The sequence below is a fragment of the Collimonas arenae genome (assembly GCF_001584165.1).
Lineage (GTDB): Bacteria > Pseudomonadota > Gammaproteobacteria > Burkholderiales > Burkholderiaceae_D > Collimonas > Collimonas arenae.
Window position 1 is genome coordinate 256,282 of the sequence record NZ_CP013233.1, and the last position, 14,728, is coordinate 271,009.

Consider the following 14,728-nt stretch of genomic DNA (forward strand, 5'->3'; position numbering starts at 1 on the left):
CATGAATGGAATTCTTGGCGCGCTTCGAATGAGGTGCGGGCAATTTTTTCGTAGGAAGATCAAGCAGCGAAGAAACCGTGGCCGGTCAGATCGCGAATGTGCGTCACGCTGACGTCGGCCAACCCGTATCTGGCAACGCTGTCCAACGGGATGACCGTTCGGCCGCTGCGGCCGAGATGGGCAATCGTTTCATCCGCACCTGGATAGAGCAGATCGGCAAACGGATAGTCGAGCAGAAATGCCGACATGGAGTATCGGCGCGGCTCGTCCGTGTTGGCAAGCCGATAGTTTTGCATAGCCCCAAGGTATTGCCATTGTCCGTCTCCATCGAGCTCGAATTGTGCCAGCCGCCGTCGGCGGATGGTTGTCAATTAGCTGCCGGTACTGCCGGACGCTGGTGGCGCAGTGGTCGATCCAGAATTGTTGGCAGGAGCTGAGCTGCTTGGCGTCGCTGGCGCCAAGCCACCGCCGGCGGGCGCAGGGGCCATCGGAGATGTTGTTTGCGGTGCTGTCGTCGCTGGTGAATTATCCACTGCTGGCGCGGGAGCTTCGTTGGCCTTTTTGCATCCGGCCAGGGCTGCTGCGGCAATGATGGTAACGATGGCTGCGTGTCGGATTAGCATGGTGTTTCCTTTCGTTGGTAGCGGCACGCCAGATAAATCAATGCCGCCGGAGGATGAAAGATCAATGGACTCGCGCCCATTTTGGTTTGTTCAAATATCAGGAAGAAATAGGATTGCAGGACGACCTGGGCGTGTCAGCATCACACCTGTCTACAACCTTGTAGGCCGTCCATGCTTAAAACTATGCGCTTCTGGGAAGAATCCGTCCGTGCGGCAGCTAACATAGAAGGAGGATTTGATCTGGCGGTTGGCGCTTCACGTGTGAGAAGGTTTCATTTTTCCTTCCGCAACAATATTATTTGCAATGCTAATCGGTGTTCTGCACCCATCTATTTATTGAGAATTGCATGAAACACGACAACACCAGAAATCTGGTTTTCGTCGCGCTTAATTGGTTATGCTTAACTCGTTGTGCTTAATATAGGCAGCTAACTGGGGTCAGAGTGAACTTTCTGCGTGTTTTTTGCAGAAACTTCACTCTGACCCCACTTAGCGGGCTACAGAGTACATCCTAGTCCTTTGAAAACAACACCATGAATGCGCTTTGTCTTTCTCTGAGTCCGTCATGTGGGGTCAGAGTAATTTTCGCAAAGGACCGCGAAAAAAAACTCTGACCCCAGATGACTCTGTCCATTTAATGTGGCAAGGTTTCTGATGTCGATGTCGATGTCGATGTCGATGTCGATGTCGGTGCTTGAGCACGCGGCTGAGCATCCTTCACATAACGATCGAACCAGCGCAGCATTTCATAAACGAGCTGTTCGTTCGACTCCATGGCCGCGTACCAATGCGGCTCATGTGGCAGCATTACCAGGCGCGTGATGCCGCCATTGCCACGGATCGCTTCATACAGCTTGCTGGCTTGTAGCGGCGTGGTGCCTGGATTGGCATCGTCGGCGCCGTGCACGATGAGGATCGGCGTTTTCATTTTGTCGGCGTAGAAAAACGGCGATACCTTCAAGTAAACGTCCTGCGCTTCCCACACCGACCGTTGCTCATTCTGGAAACCGAACGGCGTGAGCGTCTTGTTGTAGGAGCCGCTGGTGGCGACGCCGGCCCGGAACAGGTCGGAATGCGCCAGCAGGTTGGCCGTCATCAATGCACCGTGGCTATGCCCGGTGACGCCGATGCGTTCAGGATCGGCGACACCCAGACGAACTGCCTCATCAACCGCTGCCTTGGCATCGGCGACCAGCTGCTCCATATACGTGTCGTAAGCTTTCTTGGGATCGCCAACGATCGGGAAGGCGGCGTTGTCGATGATCGCGTAACCGGCCAGCAGCAGCAAGCGATACTGTCGCAACCGCGTGAAGGTCTCTTGCGAGCCGGTGGTCTGGCCGGCCTTGGACGCATCGGCGTAATCGAGCGGATAGGCATACAGGATAGTCGGCACGCGCGTTCCTTCCTTGTAGCCTGGCGGTGTGTATAGCGTAAAGGACAAGTCGAGACCATCCTCACGTTTGTATTTGACCAGGCGCTTCTTGATTTCGCGCACTACCGGCGTCGGATCCGCAATGTGAGTAACGGCGCTGCTGCTCGACGCGAATGCCGCTTCACCGGCGGCTGCGTCAACTGGAGCGCCAAGTGTGCGGATGAATGCATTCGGTGGATCGTTCGCCGATTGACGCCAGGTCAGGAACGCGCGCGAGCCGCTGCCGGTAAAGCCCACGAATTGCTCGTAGGATGTCTTGTCGCTGCGGAACAGTCGCTCCGATTTCAAGGTTTTCAGATCGAGCCGGTCCAGGAATGGGCGATCACCGTCAGGCGAGGAGCCGGCGCCGCTGAGGAAAATGGCATCGCCATCCTGGCGAAGCACCCAGAAGCCGTTCGGCAACTGGCGTTTCACCGGAACGCCGGGATTCGCATATTTCTCGTCGGTCGAGAGATCCCACAGCAGGCGCGGTTGCGGCTGCGGATCGTCGACATTGATCAGGAAACTGCGCCGCCAGTGCCGGTTGCGATCATATTCCGTCAACAGTGCGAGACCGGCTTGTTCGCTCCAGGAAAGACCTGCATAACGTTGTTCAGTTCGCGTGATTTCCTGCGGCGCCGTGTTGAATGGCGCCTTCAGCAGCATCAGCTTGTCGCGCGCCGGTACTTTGGCTTTCCAGTCGCCGCCGTCGAGGGCTTCGGCCCAGATCAGCGTTGCCGGCTCGGTCGCGCGCCAGGAAAAATCACGCGGCCCGAGCTCTACGCCGCCGATTGGCACGCGATCGGCCAATGGCAGCGAGGCGATGTGATGCACGGCGATGTTCTTGCGCGTTGCCAGATCCCAGACTTCCACTTCCTGCGGAAAACGATCAGCAGTCGTCACGTAAGAGTAGGGCTTGCGAATCGCCGTTACCAGCAGATGCCGTCCATCCGGCGCGGTTGCCAGCGATTCATAACGTGCGCTGGCGCCGATTGGAGTGACCGCCATGCTGTCGGCATCAACCAGCGCCAGTTGCGCGGCGGCGTAATAATCGAACAAGTCTTCGTCATGCTTGTTATTGAGCGTGTCGCGGTTTTCGTAGGTGCTGCTCTGACCTTTACCGCCATCCGATTCCTGGATGCTCGGACCGGCAGGGATGCTCGACTCGGCAGGTGGTGGCCCCATGCGCTGGGGAACCAGCTTGACCAGCAGGGTTTTCTGATCGGACATCCATTGCAGTTCATCTCCCAGCATCGGATTCAGATGCGCACCTGGAACACGATGCACAACGCCGGTGGCGGCATCGCCAATCCACAGATCAACCGAGTCCGTGGTGGTGTTTTCGAAGACAAACCGTTTGCCGTCGGCACTCCACAGCGGCCGGTTCGGGCAGGCATCCGCAGGAAGCGCGATCGAGGTGCGCGCACCGTCGGCGATACGCACAAGTTCAAAGCTCGTGGCGCAAGGAGTGATGCCGTAACCTCCTGGGGTATCGTGCTTGCTATGATTTCTTGGTTCGACGCGCACACCGGCCAAGCGCAGGAAAGGCGTCGCCACCCGGGAAATCGAAGGATAGTCTTGCCAGGAAACCAACAGCATCCGGTCTCGCATCGGACTCACAACCGGCACTGGCGGCGATGGCGCGCGCATGACGTCCAGGATATCCTTGGGTGGCTGGTTGTAGCCGGACGCCAGACCGGACACGGGTTGTGGCGATGATGCCACCGGCGCGGCGAACGGCGTCGATGTGACGCCGGCCGCAAGTAGTACGACCCAAACACGGGCCAGGGAATATGTGATTGCCATCAGTGTCCTCAGTTTCGATTCGTCTGCAACGGGAGTTTTGTCGGAGTGGTGAATGACCCCATGGATATTGCCATTTCAAACTGCAAAAAGGGGCACTTTGGCTGAATCTTTTCATCATGCGGCAGGCCGTTTCCTGGCACTGGGCAATTGCATTCTTGAGCCTGCAAACTCACTATCGCCGCATCTGGTAGCATGCTGTTCGGGCATGGACCAGCTCTGATACAGACAATTTCAGCTGCCGCAAATTTGACCTGACTCCCCATACACTGACATTTATTTCTCGCATAGAGAGGATTCATCATGAGCGTTACCACCAAATGGATCGACATCCAGGCCGCCGACGGCACCTTCGGCGCCTATCTCGCCATCCCGCACACCGGCAAGGGCCCGGGCATCGTGCTGTTGCAGGAAATTTTCGGCGTCAACGAACACATCCGCTCGGTTGCCGAACAATACGCCGCCGACGGCTACGTGGTGCTGGTGCCGGATTTGTTCTGGCGCAGCGGCAGCCGTATCGAGTTGGGTTATGACGACGCCGGCTGGGCGCGCGCAGTTGAGTTGATGAAAGCGACCGATGTCGCCAAGGCGCAATCGGATATTGCACTCACCGTGGCCGCGCTGAAGGCGCAACCTGCGCTGGACGGCAAGCTGGCCGTGATCGGCTATTGTTTTGGCGGCATGCTGGCATATAACACCGCGGCCAATGGCCTGGTCGACGCTGCGATCGCCTATTACGGCGGCGGCATCCAGAATCAGTTGCAGCGCGCCGACGAGATCAACGTGCCGCTGTTGATGCATTTCGGCGGCGCCGACAGCCACATTCCACCGGAAGCCGTGCAGAGCATCGCAGAGCGTTTCGAAAACAATGAGGAAGTCGAAGTTCACGTCTATCCGGGCGCCGAGCATGGCTTCAATTGCTCGCACCGCTCCAGCTATAACCAGCGTGCAGCGGCTGAAGCACATGGCAATTCGCTCACTTTCCTGAGCGACAATCTGTAAGATCCATTTGCCGGCAGCACGGATTTCCTGCGTTGCCGGCGCTGACTTTGGTTTCAATGCATTCCCCACATTAGCGGTTCCCGATTCCTGGAACCGTGCACAGGAATATTTTCATTCCGCCACAATATTCTCCATTGTGAATCGTCTTCAATGGTATGAGCCTGCCCAACCGCCCGAATCCGATCAACGACCAAGACAGAAATATCGCCGCGACTGTTTTGCGTGAGCGTGCCAGGCTCGGGAGTTTCATCTCGCGCCGGGTGCGCGATCAGGCCGAGGCGGAGGATATCTTGCAGGATGTACTGTATGAATTCGTCCAGGCCTGCCGCCTTCCCGCACCGATTGAGCAAGCCAGTGCCTGGCTGTTCCGTGTTGCGCGCAATCGCATCATCGACCGTTTTCGCAAGAAGAAGGAATTGCAGATCAGCGAGGCAGAGGATGATTCTGACGGCGTGGACGAGGAGTATCGACTTGATCTTGTTCTTCCTGCACTCGATGCTGGCCCCGAGGCCGTGTATGCCAGGTCGGTACTGCTCGGAGAGTTGCAACTGGCTCTGGATGAGTTGCCGGAAAGTCAGCGCGATGTCTTTGTCGCACACGAACTAGAAGGTCTCAGTTTCAAGGAAATGGCAGAGCAAAGCGGTGTTGCCGTGAACACTCTGCTGGCGCGCAAGCGCTACGCGGTCTTGTATCTGCGTGGTCGTTTGCAGGCGATATACGACGAATTCGACATCGAATAAAGGAATTGAAAATGAATTTCAGAATGAGGCTTGTAGGAAAGCTGCTGTTTGTTGTGGTGGCGGCAGGCGTGTTGGGCGGGGCGGTCATGCTGCTCTGGAATCTAGTGATGCCGGGATTGTTGGTCGGCAGCCGTCCGATCGACTACTGGCATGCGCTCGGTTTGCTGGTTCTCTGCCGCATCCTGTTTGGCGGATTTCGCGGCCACGGCGGGTGGCATGGCCATCGGCACTGGCAAAAGTGGCAGGCGATGACAGAAGAAGAACGTGAACAATTTCGCAAGAACAGGTCATTCGGCCGTCGACGCGGCGAGGAGTAAATATGCGAAAATCCATGACCGCCACTTGCAAGCAGGAACCGGGAGTGATCGCACCGGTAGTCAACCTGAAGCGCTGCGAAGGCAAGGGCGATTGTGTAGATGTGTGTCCGGAAAACGTGTTCTTGGTCCGGCGCATCGACGACAGCGATTATCAACAATTCAACGCGCTGCAAAAAATCAAATTGCGTGTGCACGGGATGCAGGTAGCCTATACGCCAAATGCCGATGCCTGCCGGGCATGTGGTTTGTGCGTCAGCGCCTGCCCGGAACGCGCCATCACGCTTGGCCGCTCTTCAACGAACGCTTGAAACCATGAGTCCTGCAACTACATCTCCTTCTACGCAGTTCTCTCGTTATCAGAAATTTGTCGTCGGCATGCTGGCGTTCCTGCAGTTCGCCGTGATTCTCGACTTCATGCTCATGTCGCCACTGGGTGCGGTGATCATGCCCGCACTGGACATCAGCCCTCAGCAATTCGGACTGGTCGTTTCGGCATACGCGTTCAGTGCCGGCGTGTCGGGACTGCTGACCGCCGGTTTTGCCGACCGTTACGATCGCAAGAAGATCCTGCTGTTCTTCTATAGCGGTTTCATCGTCGGCACATTGTGGTGCGGCCTGGCGCAAAGTTTCGAAACGCTGCTGCTGGCACGCATCGTCACCGGATTGTTCGGCGGCGTCATCGGTTCAGTCGTGCTCGCCATATCCACAGACCTGTTCCCGCTGCACATGCGCGGCCGCGTCATGGGCTTGATCCAGACTGCTTTTGCGGCGAGCCAGGTGCTGGGCATCCCTATCGGTTTGTATCTGTCGAATCGCTGGAACTGGCACGTGCCGTTTCTGGCGATGGCCGCCCTAGGGTTATGCGGTGGTCTCTTTGTGTCCTGGCGCATGCAGCCTGTCGCTGCGCATCTCGCCCTGCCGCAGGAACATAGCCCGTGGATGCATCTGTATCACACGGTGACTGAGCCGCGTTACCTGATCGCCTTCGCGATCACCGCACTGCTGACCACTGGCGGATTCATGCTGATGCCGTTCAGTAGCGCGTTTTCCGTGAACAACCTGGGTATCAGCCTTCACGACTTGCCGACGGTGTATCTGGTGACGGGGATGTGTACGATTTTCTTCGGTCCCATGATCGGCAAGGCTGCCGACAAGTTCGGTAAATTTCGGGTGTTCACGCTCGGCACCGCGTTGTCGATCATCATGGTGCTGGTCTACACCCATCTCGGGCCGATTTCGCTGCCTGGCCTGATCGTCGTCAACGTCGTCATGTTCGTTGGCATATTCTCGCGCATGATCCCATTCCAGGCGCTGGTATCTTCGGTTCCCGCGACTACCCAGCGCGGCTCCTTTAACGCCATCAGCGCATCGATTCAGCAATTGTCCGGAGGCGTCGCTTCGGTCGTTGCCGGGCATATCGTCGTGCTCGACGCAGATGGAAAACTGCAACACTTCGATACGGTCGGCTACGTGGTCGTCGGCACGTCGCTGGTGGCGCTGATGCTGCTCTGGCGCCTCCAGCGACGCTCTGCAAATGAGATCGCGCCGCAACGCGTCACTGCTCCTTAAATGACACCGGCCTGGACTGATCGCTCGCTTAGGTGTCGTTCTTCGCTGCCACGGCCCTAGGCGTTCGATCGCTTGCAGCCATCGATGTCAAGGTCAGGCTTCGGGTTCGTGGCAAACCACTTCGATGTTGTGTCCGTCCGGACCAATGACAAAAGCTGCGTAGTAGTTCGCGTGGTAGCGTGGGCGCAGGCCAGGCGCACCATTGTCTTTGCCACCCGCCTCTAGAGCCGCGCGATAGAAAGCGTCGACTTGTTGGCGTTTCTCGGCCACGAATGCCAAGTGAAGATGCGCCGGCTTCTCCTCGGTTTGGTACAGGCACAATGAAGCCTTGCTCGTTGGACCAATCAGCTCGATACCGTAGGTCTGCGGCCATTCCGCGGCAATAGTTACGCCGAGCGGCTCGAGCACCTTGAGAAAGAACGCTTTGCTCGCTGCATAGTCACTGACTCCAAATTTAACGTGGTCAAACATGATTTCTCCAGAAATGTGTAGGGCTAACGTAATTGAAAATTCTAGAACGCATTTCATCAATATCCGTGAGATGCGTTCTCACCGCTCAATATCAGTTGTCTGAAGCGGACGTGAGAATTTAACGTCGTATGCTGTCACACAAAAATTGCGAGAGCAATATCGGGTGAGAGTATGGCGCGAATGCCGGAGTTGGACGATTGCTGGCAATCGTGAATGCTCCTAATCTCCTTAGTTTGCAGCAGGACGATTTCTGCGCAGTGATCGCCCGCGCGGTGCAGGCGGCGACCACGCGCAGCCGTGAACTGGGCGAGCATTCTTGATGCCGTCATCGGGGAAATAGGAAGCCGGACTTCAATCGGAGACGGCAATCCGACTGACTTGGTTGCTGTGCATCGTGGCATGTATTTTGCATAAAAATACACGCTCGCCAATTCCGATGTATAAAGCATCGAGATAGCCCACACATAACCATCTTCTTCCAGGTGATTCGATGAGATTTGCAAAATTGTTGCTGCTGTCCGTCGTTCTTTGCTTCATGGCAGTGCAAAGCGCCCAGGCCGATGCCCTGGCTGATATCCAGAAGCGTGGCATCTTGCGGATAGCGGTGCCGCAGGATTTTGCGCCATTCGGTTCAGTCACATCGGATATGAAGCTGCAGGGCCTGGATATCGATGTCGCAACGCTGGTCGCCAGGAACATGGGATTGAAGCTGGAGCTGGTGCCGGTCACCAGCGCCAACCGCATAGCCTATCTGCAAACGCGCAAGGCCGATCTGGCTATTTCGACATTGGGCAAGAATGCCGAGCGCGAGAAAGTCATCGCCTTTTCACAACCGTATTCACCCTACAACAACAGCGTCTTCGGCCCCGCCGCCATCAAAGTCTCCGGCCCGGCTGATCTGGCCGGAAAAACCATCGGCGTTGCACGCGGCACATTCCAGGACAGCCAGTTGACCGAAACCGCGCCGCCCAGTGCCGTGATCAAACGCTATGAAGACAACAACGGCATGATCGCGGCCTATCTGGCCGGGCAGGTGCAGCTGGTCGGTACAGGCGATTTCGTCGCCGTTGCGCTGGCCGAAAAGGCCGTCAGCAACAAGCCGCAAATGAAATACATCATTCAAGAGTCCGCCTGCTACGTCGGCCTGTTGAAGGAAGAGCCGGCGCTGATGGCGAAAGTGAATGCCGCGCTGACGCAAGCAAAGAAAAACAATGAATTGAACGCGATCGTAAAAAAATGGCTGAATGTGCCGTTGCCTGGGAAATTGGCCACGCAGTTTGAATAGACGGCTCTGCCGCGCTTATGTGCTCCTCATGAGGGCTCGAGTGGGCCGCAACCATAGCAAGAAAATTGCCGTCATCGCTGGCGCATGCAGCGGGGCCGATATTTGCTATGCTAGCGTCTTTCCGCCGGTCGGTGCCTCTGTCCAGACCGGTGAACCTCATTTACGGAACAGCATATGGCTTCTTTGCAAGAGCAGTTTTTAAAGGCAGGCCTGGTCGACAAGACCAAAGTCAAACTGGTTAACCAGGACAAGAACAAGCAGAAAAAGGCCGAGCGCCGCAGTGGCACGGTTAGTGTCGATGAATCGCGCCTGGCGGCACTCGAAACGCAGCGCAAGAATGCCGAGCGGGCGCGCGAACTCAATGCCCAGCGCGATGCGGCTGCCGCCCAGAAGGCGATCATGGCGCAAATTGCGCAGATGGTGGAACAAAACCGCCAGAGCACCGGTGGCGGCGATATTGCCTACAATTTCACCCATGACAGCAAGATCGAACGGCTGTATGTATCGGCCGCGGTGCAGGGCCATTTGATCGCCGGACGCCTGGTGATCATCTGTCAGGGCGGCAGCAGGGATTTGGTGCCAAGAGTCATCGCCGACAAGATCGCCGAACGCGATGCGTCGATGGTGGTACGGGTCAACAAGACCAGCACCGAAATCGATGCGGATGATCCATACGCGGCCTTCCAGATTCCTGATGACCTGATGTGGTAATTGCGGATCCGCCCTGATTCGGGGCGGTAAATTTTTCTACAGCCAATCTCGGCCGCAGGTCAGGCGATCACGGCTGTTGATCCGATGAAATTTTTTCCTCGCGGGCCTTGCATGGCGTGTTGCAGCATCTCCCGCGCTTCCTCCTCCGAAACGCCATAATCGAGAAATTCGGTTCGGACTCCCAGTTGATGCAGAAAATCTCGTAACCGGCTAACTGCGGTTTGACGATCGGTATTGAACGCCCGCTGCAGGGCAGCATCTCTATCGGCGCGTGCGCCCCAAGCCATGTCGAGAACCAAAGGAAGAGTGAACGAACAGGCTATGCCATGTGGTAGTCCATAGCGCAGCGTCATTTCGTAAGAAATCGAGTGGGCAAGAGCGGTCTTGGTATTGGAGAACGCCAATCCTGCCTTCATCGCAGCAAGCGCCATGGAAGATCGCAATGCCAGGTTGTCGAGCTCTTCGACAAGCGGCGGCAGGAAAGCCATGATCTCGTGGATCGCGCCGATGGCGAAAGCGTCGGAAATCGGGTTGGCATTGACGTTCCAGATTGATTCCAGCGCATGCGATAGTGCATCCAGGCCAGTGGAAATGGTGATTTCCCTGGGGAGCGTCAGCATTAACTCCGGGTCGACAATCGCCGCTTTGGGCCAGGTGCAATCCAGATGCAATGAGTATTTCTTGTGTTTTCCGCATCCCAGATTGTTGCCCACGGCGTTACCTCGCTCCCGGTGCCAGCGGTCGTCGGGATGGCAACGAGCGTCTTTATCCTGCTTGGCGTGAACGATCTGCCATCGGCAAGCAGAGCTAGCAATTCATCGAAATTGCCGCTTTCCGTTCCAACCATTAATGCCTTGGCGGTATCGATGGCGCTACCGCCTCCCAGCGCAACAACGGTGTCGCATGCGCGTTCGTCCGCCAGAACCGGTGATACATGTCTGTCAACTGGGCAACATCCGGATTGGGGCGGACATCTTCAATCACGTCAGTCAGCTGTTTGCCCAGCAATGATTCCATTTTCTCAAGAAGGCCCAGCGATCGTGCTTCGGGAAAGGTCACCACGACAACTTTTGCGCCATTGAGGATGCGCGGCAATTCTTCCAGGCTGCCGGGGCCGAAATGGGTTGCGACGGGATTAAAGAATCGTTGTGCCACTGACGTCTCCGGTTGATCGGCTATCGGTTCTGAGTAGGCGGATTGTCGGCGCGCCAGGTTCAGAGTACAAATCGATTGTTCTGCAGTTCCTATCGATCTGACCGATAATGAAGAACCGCCACCGATAGAATGCGTATTTATGTACCAGTACCATAAATGGATTCGCTCATTTCATGCTGTTGCCAAAATGCGCAGCTTTACTGCCGCTGCAAGCTACCTGAAAATCGGCCAGCCGACCATCAGTGAGCAGGTCGGGGCGTTGGAAGACAAATTCTCTGTAGAGCTGTTTCACCGGCGTGGCCGACATGTCGATTTAACCGACGCAGGGCGACGCCTGTATGAAATCACTGAAGGAATTTTCGGGCAGGAAGACGAAGCGATTCAATTGTTGCAAAGCTTGCATTCCAAAAAAACAGGCTTGCTTCGCATTGGCGCAGTTTCACCACCGGTGGTGATGAACCTGACCTATGAATTGATGCGCAAGCATGCCGACATTGAGTTCGCGATCTCGATCAATTCGGAACAGGAAACACTCGCCCGGCTCTATGATTTCACGATAGACATCGCGATTCTGGCGATCATGGATCCTGACAAACGCTTGCACATCGTTCCTTATCGTACTTACCCTATTGTTGCAATCGTCAGAGACGACCATGCGTGGGCAAGCAAATCGCCCGTGCCGTTGTCGAGCATCAGGAATGAAGCGGTCATCATGCGAGAGCCCGGTTCAAAGACGCGGGATTTGCTGGAGAGCGCTTGCCGCAATCGGGGTATCGAGATCAAATGCGTGATGGAGCTCAATAGCCGGGAGGCTATCATGCATGCCATTGCGGAAGGCCTCGGGATTGGCTTTGTGTCCGAGATCGAATATGTACCGATACCCGGAACGAAAGCGGTCAAGCTCAAAGGCGCGCCGCTGACTATCGATTATTATCTGTGTGCACTTGCCGTGCGAAGGAATCGACCTCTCATCCGCAGCGTGCTCGAATCGGCGATGTCGCCGAAGGCTGCTCATAAAAAGTAGCGTCAACGCCAGCGGGCGTCACTACCTAGACCGAAGACATGAGGCGCACGATTTCCTTCCACAGGAAGTTGGCCGCAGGACTGAGTTTTCGTCCAACGCGCGTTGCCACATAGCGATCGAATGTATTGGCGATCGGATGCTGGATCGGTACGGCCACCACCAGTCCGGCATCCACCTTTTCCTTCGCCGCCAGCCTTGTCATGAATGCGATGCCCAGTCCTTCAGCCGCAAGCGACGATGCGACCGAGAAAAGATCGCAGGTGATTGTTGGCGATACGCTCAAGTTGGCGTCCCAGAACATGGCCGTGACGTAGCTCTGCGCGGCAAACTTGCCTGACATGAAAATGAGCGGGTCGTGCGTCAGATCTTCGATGCGCACCGACGTTTTTGAGGCCAGAGGATGGCCGATAGGTACGATCGCACACAGCGGTTCGCGCTGGAACAGGCGTGCATTCAGGAGCGGGTCGCGTGACGTGCCGACGGAGACGCAGATATCAGCCTCATCGTCCCTCACCATGCGAATCAGCTCTGGCAACGGCCCCGTGCGGATATGTATGGCGATATCCGGGTACTTTTGGTGGAAGCGCTTGAGTACCACGGAAATCAGGCTGCTGACCAAGCCCTCGCCAGCGGCCAGCGTGACATGCCCGCGGCGGAGGTCACGATACTCCGCGATCTGCGCACGAAAGCGCTTTGCGTGACGCTCCCGCTCATGGCCGTATTCGACGGCCGCGAGTCCAACCTGGGTGAGCGTGATGCTGCGCCCCTGTCGCGATACCAGCGCCAGCCGCAGCTGACGTTCCGTCGCAGCGATCTGACGGCTTATGGTCGATACATTCACTCCCAGAGATTCGGCTGCTCGCCGCATTCCGCCGTGCTTCGCCACTGCGCCCAGGTACTCGAGCGTGCGCTCGCTGATCCCCTCTTCTCCTGTCTCCATCCGTCTCTCCTGTTGCGCACCACGCAACATTGTCGCACATCCGGATGTCAGTTTTGAGTGCTTTTTTGGGTGCATACTGCCAGCTCAAACTCAGGTGGCAACCGTTGCCGAACGGGCTGCAAGCCCGGCGTGACTGCCGAATCGGACGGCTGACGTCTATCAGAAAACCTATATGAGGAGACAAAATGGGCGCCAGTCATATTTCGTCCGGCACGATAGCAGCAGACGTGCACGACGGCCCGCAACGCAAGCACACGGCGATCAGTCCGTATGTGTTGTTGTTCGTAGTACTGCTGATTGCTGAAATTGCCACGTGGATCATTCCGGCTGGTGAATTCGACCGCATCGTCAAGAACGGCATCAGCTTCGTAGTGCCACATAGCCTCAAGAGTGTTCCGCAGCACGGCATCGGTCTCGGCGCGGTATTCATGGCAATCGCCAACGGCATGGTCGCTTCGGCACCAATCATTTTCCTGATTCTGTTTACCGGCGGGGCATTGGCGGTGCTGGAGAAAACCGGGGCGATCAAGGCTGCGCTCGGTCGCATCGGAGCAGGATCAAATGCGCAGGATGTCTCGGTGATTGTCACCGTCTGCATTATCTTTTCGTTGCTGGGAACCATCGGCGTCGTCACCAATTCGGTCGTGGCGTTCGTGCCGCTGGGACTCTTGATTGCACGTTCACTCCGACTTCCTGCCGTTTTTGGCGTGGCCTTCATTTACCTGGGGACCTATTCGGGTTTCAACAGCGGCGTTCTTAATCCGGTAACCACAGGGTTGTCGCAGCGTCTGGCGGAGTTGCCGATGTTCTCGGGACTCGCGTTTCGCTCCGCGGTGTACGTTCTCTTTGTCATCGCGACGATCGGGTTTCTCATCGTCAATGTCCGGGCATATCGGCGCAATCCGCAGGCACGGAGATTCCTGATCGCCGAACACGATCTCGTCACGGCCGGACCTGTAGAGAACAGCGCACGGCTGACACGGCGGCAGATCGCGGCGATCGTTTTCTCCGTCGTCGCGCTCTGCATCTTTGTTTTCGGGGCCGTGGAAATGCATTGGGGCGAAGTCGAGATGATCTCGATGTTCATGATCGTCGCCATCGGCTCCGGTCTTATCTGCGGCGTGCGGCCAACCCAGATTGCGGATGAGTTTCTGGCCGGATCGGGCAAACTGGTCCATGGCGCGCTCATCGTCGGTCTTGCACGCGCCATTTCCACCGTGCTGAGCAGCGGCAAGATTCTCGATCCCATTGTCAACCTTCTTTCCGATATGCTGGCTCCCCTTCATCCTATGATGGCTGCCATCGGCATGTTCCTGAGTGCTGCGGTAATGCATATCGCGATCTCGTCAGGCTCAGGAGAGTCGGCGGCCTTGATTCCGATTTTCGCGCCGCTGGGAGATGCACTCCATCTGACGCGCCAGGTCACCGTGCAAGCGGTGCTTCTGGGCGAGGGAATCATGAATTGTTTCAATCCGACTTCCGGCGTGTTGATGGCAGTGCTTGCCACAGCGCGGATTCCTTACGGACAATGGGTGCGTTTCCTCATACCACTGATCCTGCTGTGGAGCATCATCAGCATTGCCGCGCTGATAGTCGGCGTCCTCATTCATTGGGGACCGTTCTAAATGATCGTGGCTCGATCCACATCGACGCACGGGCGGTGCGTGGCGCAGCCGC

The 14,728-nt window shown here is 56.7% G+C and carries 15 protein-coding genes and 1 pseudogene; 9 read left to right on the forward strand and 7 right to left on the reverse strand.

Annotated elements, in window-relative coordinates; all coding sequences use genetic code 11:
- Nucleotides 1-59: 59 nt before the first annotated feature.
- The 3 genes from CAter10_RS01170 to CAter10_RS01180 all read right to left on the reverse strand — a co-directional run bounded on the left by CAter10_RS01170 (nt 60) and on the right by CAter10_RS01180 (nt 3,840).
- Entirely contained in the window at nt 60-248 is a 189-nt protein-coding gene (locus CAter10_RS01170) for a hypothetical protein (RefSeq protein WP_128082952.1), read from the reverse strand.
- 123 nt (nt 249-371) lie between these two features.
- The gene (locus tag CAter10_RS21710; protein ID WP_061536888.1) at nt 372-623 is read right to left on the reverse strand and encodes a hypothetical protein; all 252 of its coding nucleotides are present in this window, start codon (nt 621-623) and stop codon (nt 372-374) included.
- Nucleotides 624-1,257: 634 nt separating this feature from the next.
- The gene (locus CAter10_RS01180) at nt 1,258-3,840 is read right to left on the reverse strand and encodes an alpha/beta hydrolase family protein (RefSeq protein WP_061531969.1); all 2,583 of its coding nucleotides are present in this window, start codon (nt 3,838-3,840) and stop codon (nt 1,258-1,260) included.
- A gap of 300 nt (nt 3,841-4,140) precedes the next feature.
- Between CAter10_RS01180 and CAter10_RS01185 the strand changes: the two genes are divergently transcribed.
- From CAter10_RS01185 to CAter10_RS01205, 5 genes are all read left to right on the forward strand, one after another.
- Nucleotides 4,141-4,839 carry a dienelactone hydrolase family protein gene (locus CAter10_RS01185; protein WP_061531970.1) on the forward strand — a complete coding sequence of 233 codons (699 nt, stop codon included), beginning with the start codon at nt 4,141-4,143 and terminating at the stop codon, nt 4,837-4,839.
- 155 nt (nt 4,840-4,994) lie between these two features.
- Nucleotides 4,995-5,579 (forward strand): RNA polymerase sigma factor, encoded by a 585-nt coding sequence (locus CAter10_RS01190; RefSeq protein WP_061531971.1) that lies wholly within the window; start codon nt 4,995-4,997, stop codon nt 5,577-5,579.
- A gap of 11 nt (nt 5,580-5,590) precedes the next feature.
- A complete protein-coding gene (locus CAter10_RS01195; protein ID WP_061531972.1) occupies nt 5,591-5,896 on the forward strand; it encodes a hypothetical protein in 306 nt (101 codons plus the stop codon).
- 2 nt (nt 5,897-5,898) lie between these two features.
- Nucleotides 5,899-6,204 (forward strand): 4Fe-4S dicluster domain-containing protein, encoded by a 306-nt coding sequence (locus tag CAter10_RS01200; protein WP_061531973.1) that lies wholly within the window; start codon nt 5,899-5,901, stop codon nt 6,202-6,204.
- 4 nt (nt 6,205-6,208) lie between these two features.
- Entirely contained in the window at nt 6,209-7,465 is a 1,257-nt protein-coding gene (locus CAter10_RS01205) for an MFS transporter (RefSeq protein WP_061531974.1), read from the forward strand.
- A 93-nt stretch (nt 7,466-7,558) separates the two neighbouring features.
- Here CAter10_RS01205 and CAter10_RS01210 read toward each other — a convergent pair whose 3' ends face one another.
- The gene (locus CAter10_RS01210; protein ID WP_061531975.1) at nt 7,559-7,936 is read right to left on the reverse strand and encodes a VOC family protein; all 378 of its coding nucleotides are present in this window, start codon (nt 7,934-7,936) and stop codon (nt 7,559-7,561) included.
- 134 nt (nt 7,937-8,070) lie between these two features.
- A complete protein-coding gene (locus tag CAter10_RS22235; RefSeq protein WP_128082953.1) occupies nt 8,071-8,439 on the reverse strand; it encodes a hypothetical protein in 369 nt (122 codons plus the stop codon).
- Here CAter10_RS22235 and CAter10_RS01220 point away from each other — a divergent pair.
- A complete protein-coding gene (locus CAter10_RS01220) occupies nt 8,427-9,221 on the forward strand; it encodes a transporter substrate-binding domain-containing protein (protein WP_061531977.1) in 795 nt (264 codons plus the stop codon). The two genes, CAter10_RS22235 and CAter10_RS01220, sit on opposite strands and share 13 nt — an antisense overlap.
- 174 nt (nt 9,222-9,395) lie before the next feature.
- Entirely contained in the window at nt 9,396-9,932 is a 537-nt protein-coding gene (locus tag CAter10_RS01225) for a DUF2058 domain-containing protein (RefSeq protein ID WP_061531978.1), read from the forward strand.
- 59 nt (nt 9,933-9,991) lie between these two features.
- On the opposite strand, the pseudogene psrA reads toward CAter10_RS01225, so the two are convergent.
- Nucleotides 9,992-11,087, reverse strand: a pseudogene (gene psrA / locus CAter10_RS01230) (iron-containing alcohol dehydrogenase PsrA).
- Between the two features lie 139 nt (nt 11,088-11,226).
- Between psrA and CAter10_RS01235 the strand changes: the two are divergent.
- On the forward strand, nt 11,227-12,111 hold the full coding sequence (locus tag CAter10_RS01235) for a LysR substrate-binding domain-containing protein (protein WP_061531979.1): 885 nt from the start codon (nt 11,227-11,229) through the stop codon (nt 12,109-12,111).
- Between the two features lie 25 nt (nt 12,112-12,136).
- Here CAter10_RS01235 and CAter10_RS01240 read toward each other — a convergent pair whose 3' ends face one another.
- On the reverse strand, nt 12,137-13,051 hold the full coding sequence (locus CAter10_RS01240) for a LysR family transcriptional regulator (protein ID WP_061531980.1): 915 nt from the start codon (nt 13,049-13,051) through the stop codon (nt 12,137-12,139).
- Nucleotides 13,052-13,278: 227 nt separating this feature from the next.
- On the opposite strand from CAter10_RS01240, the gene CAter10_RS01245 reads away from it, so the two are divergent.
- Nucleotides 13,279-14,676, forward strand: coding sequence for a YfcC family protein (locus CAter10_RS01245; RefSeq protein ID WP_197467168.1), 1,398 nt, complete (start codon nt 13,279-13,281; stop codon nt 14,674-14,676).
- Nucleotides 14,677-14,728: the final 52 nt, after the last annotated feature.

Excerpts from the sequence above, each read along its gene's own strand:
- CAter10_RS01170 (WP_128082952.1), bottom strand. The coding sequence starts at position 248 with ATGTCGGCATTTCTGCTCGACTATCCGTTTGCCGATCTGCTCTATCCA.
- CAter10_RS21710 (WP_061536888.1), bottom strand. The coding sequence starts at position 623 with ATGCTAATCCGACACGCAGCCATCGTTACCATCATTGCCGCAGCAGCC.
- CAter10_RS01180 (WP_061531969.1), bottom strand. The coding sequence starts at position 3,840 with ATGGCAATCACATATTCCCTGGCCCGTGTTTGGGTCGTACTACTTGCG.
- CAter10_RS01185 (WP_061531970.1), top strand. The coding sequence starts at position 4,141 with ATGAGCGTTACCACCAAATGGATCGACATCCAGGCCGCCGACGGCACC.
- CAter10_RS01190 (WP_061531971.1), top strand. The coding sequence starts at position 4,995 with ATGAGCCTGCCCAACCGCCCGAATCCGATCAACGACCAAGACAGAAAT.
- CAter10_RS01195 (WP_061531972.1), top strand. The coding sequence starts at position 5,591 with ATGAATTTCAGAATGAGGCTTGTAGGAAAGCTGCTGTTTGTTGTGGTG.
- CAter10_RS01200 (WP_061531973.1), top strand. The coding sequence starts at position 5,899 with ATGCGAAAATCCATGACCGCCACTTGCAAGCAGGAACCGGGAGTGATC.
- CAter10_RS01205 (WP_061531974.1), top strand. The coding sequence starts at position 6,209 with ATGAGTCCTGCAACTACATCTCCTTCTACGCAGTTCTCTCGTTATCAG.
- CAter10_RS01210 (WP_061531975.1), bottom strand. The coding sequence starts at position 7,936 with ATGTTTGACCACGTTAAATTTGGAGTCAGTGACTATGCAGCGAGCAAA.
- CAter10_RS01220 (WP_061531977.1), top strand. The coding sequence starts at position 8,427 with ATGAGATTTGCAAAATTGTTGCTGCTGTCCGTCGTTCTTTGCTTCATG.
- CAter10_RS01225 (WP_061531978.1), top strand. The coding sequence starts at position 9,396 with ATGGCTTCTTTGCAAGAGCAGTTTTTAAAGGCAGGCCTGGTCGACAAG.
- CAter10_RS01235 (WP_061531979.1), top strand. The coding sequence starts at position 11,227 with ATGTACCAGTACCATAAATGGATTCGCTCATTTCATGCTGTTGCCAAA.
- CAter10_RS01240 (WP_061531980.1), bottom strand. The coding sequence starts at position 13,051 with ATGGAGACAGGAGAAGAGGGGATCAGCGAGCGCACGCTCGAGTACCTG.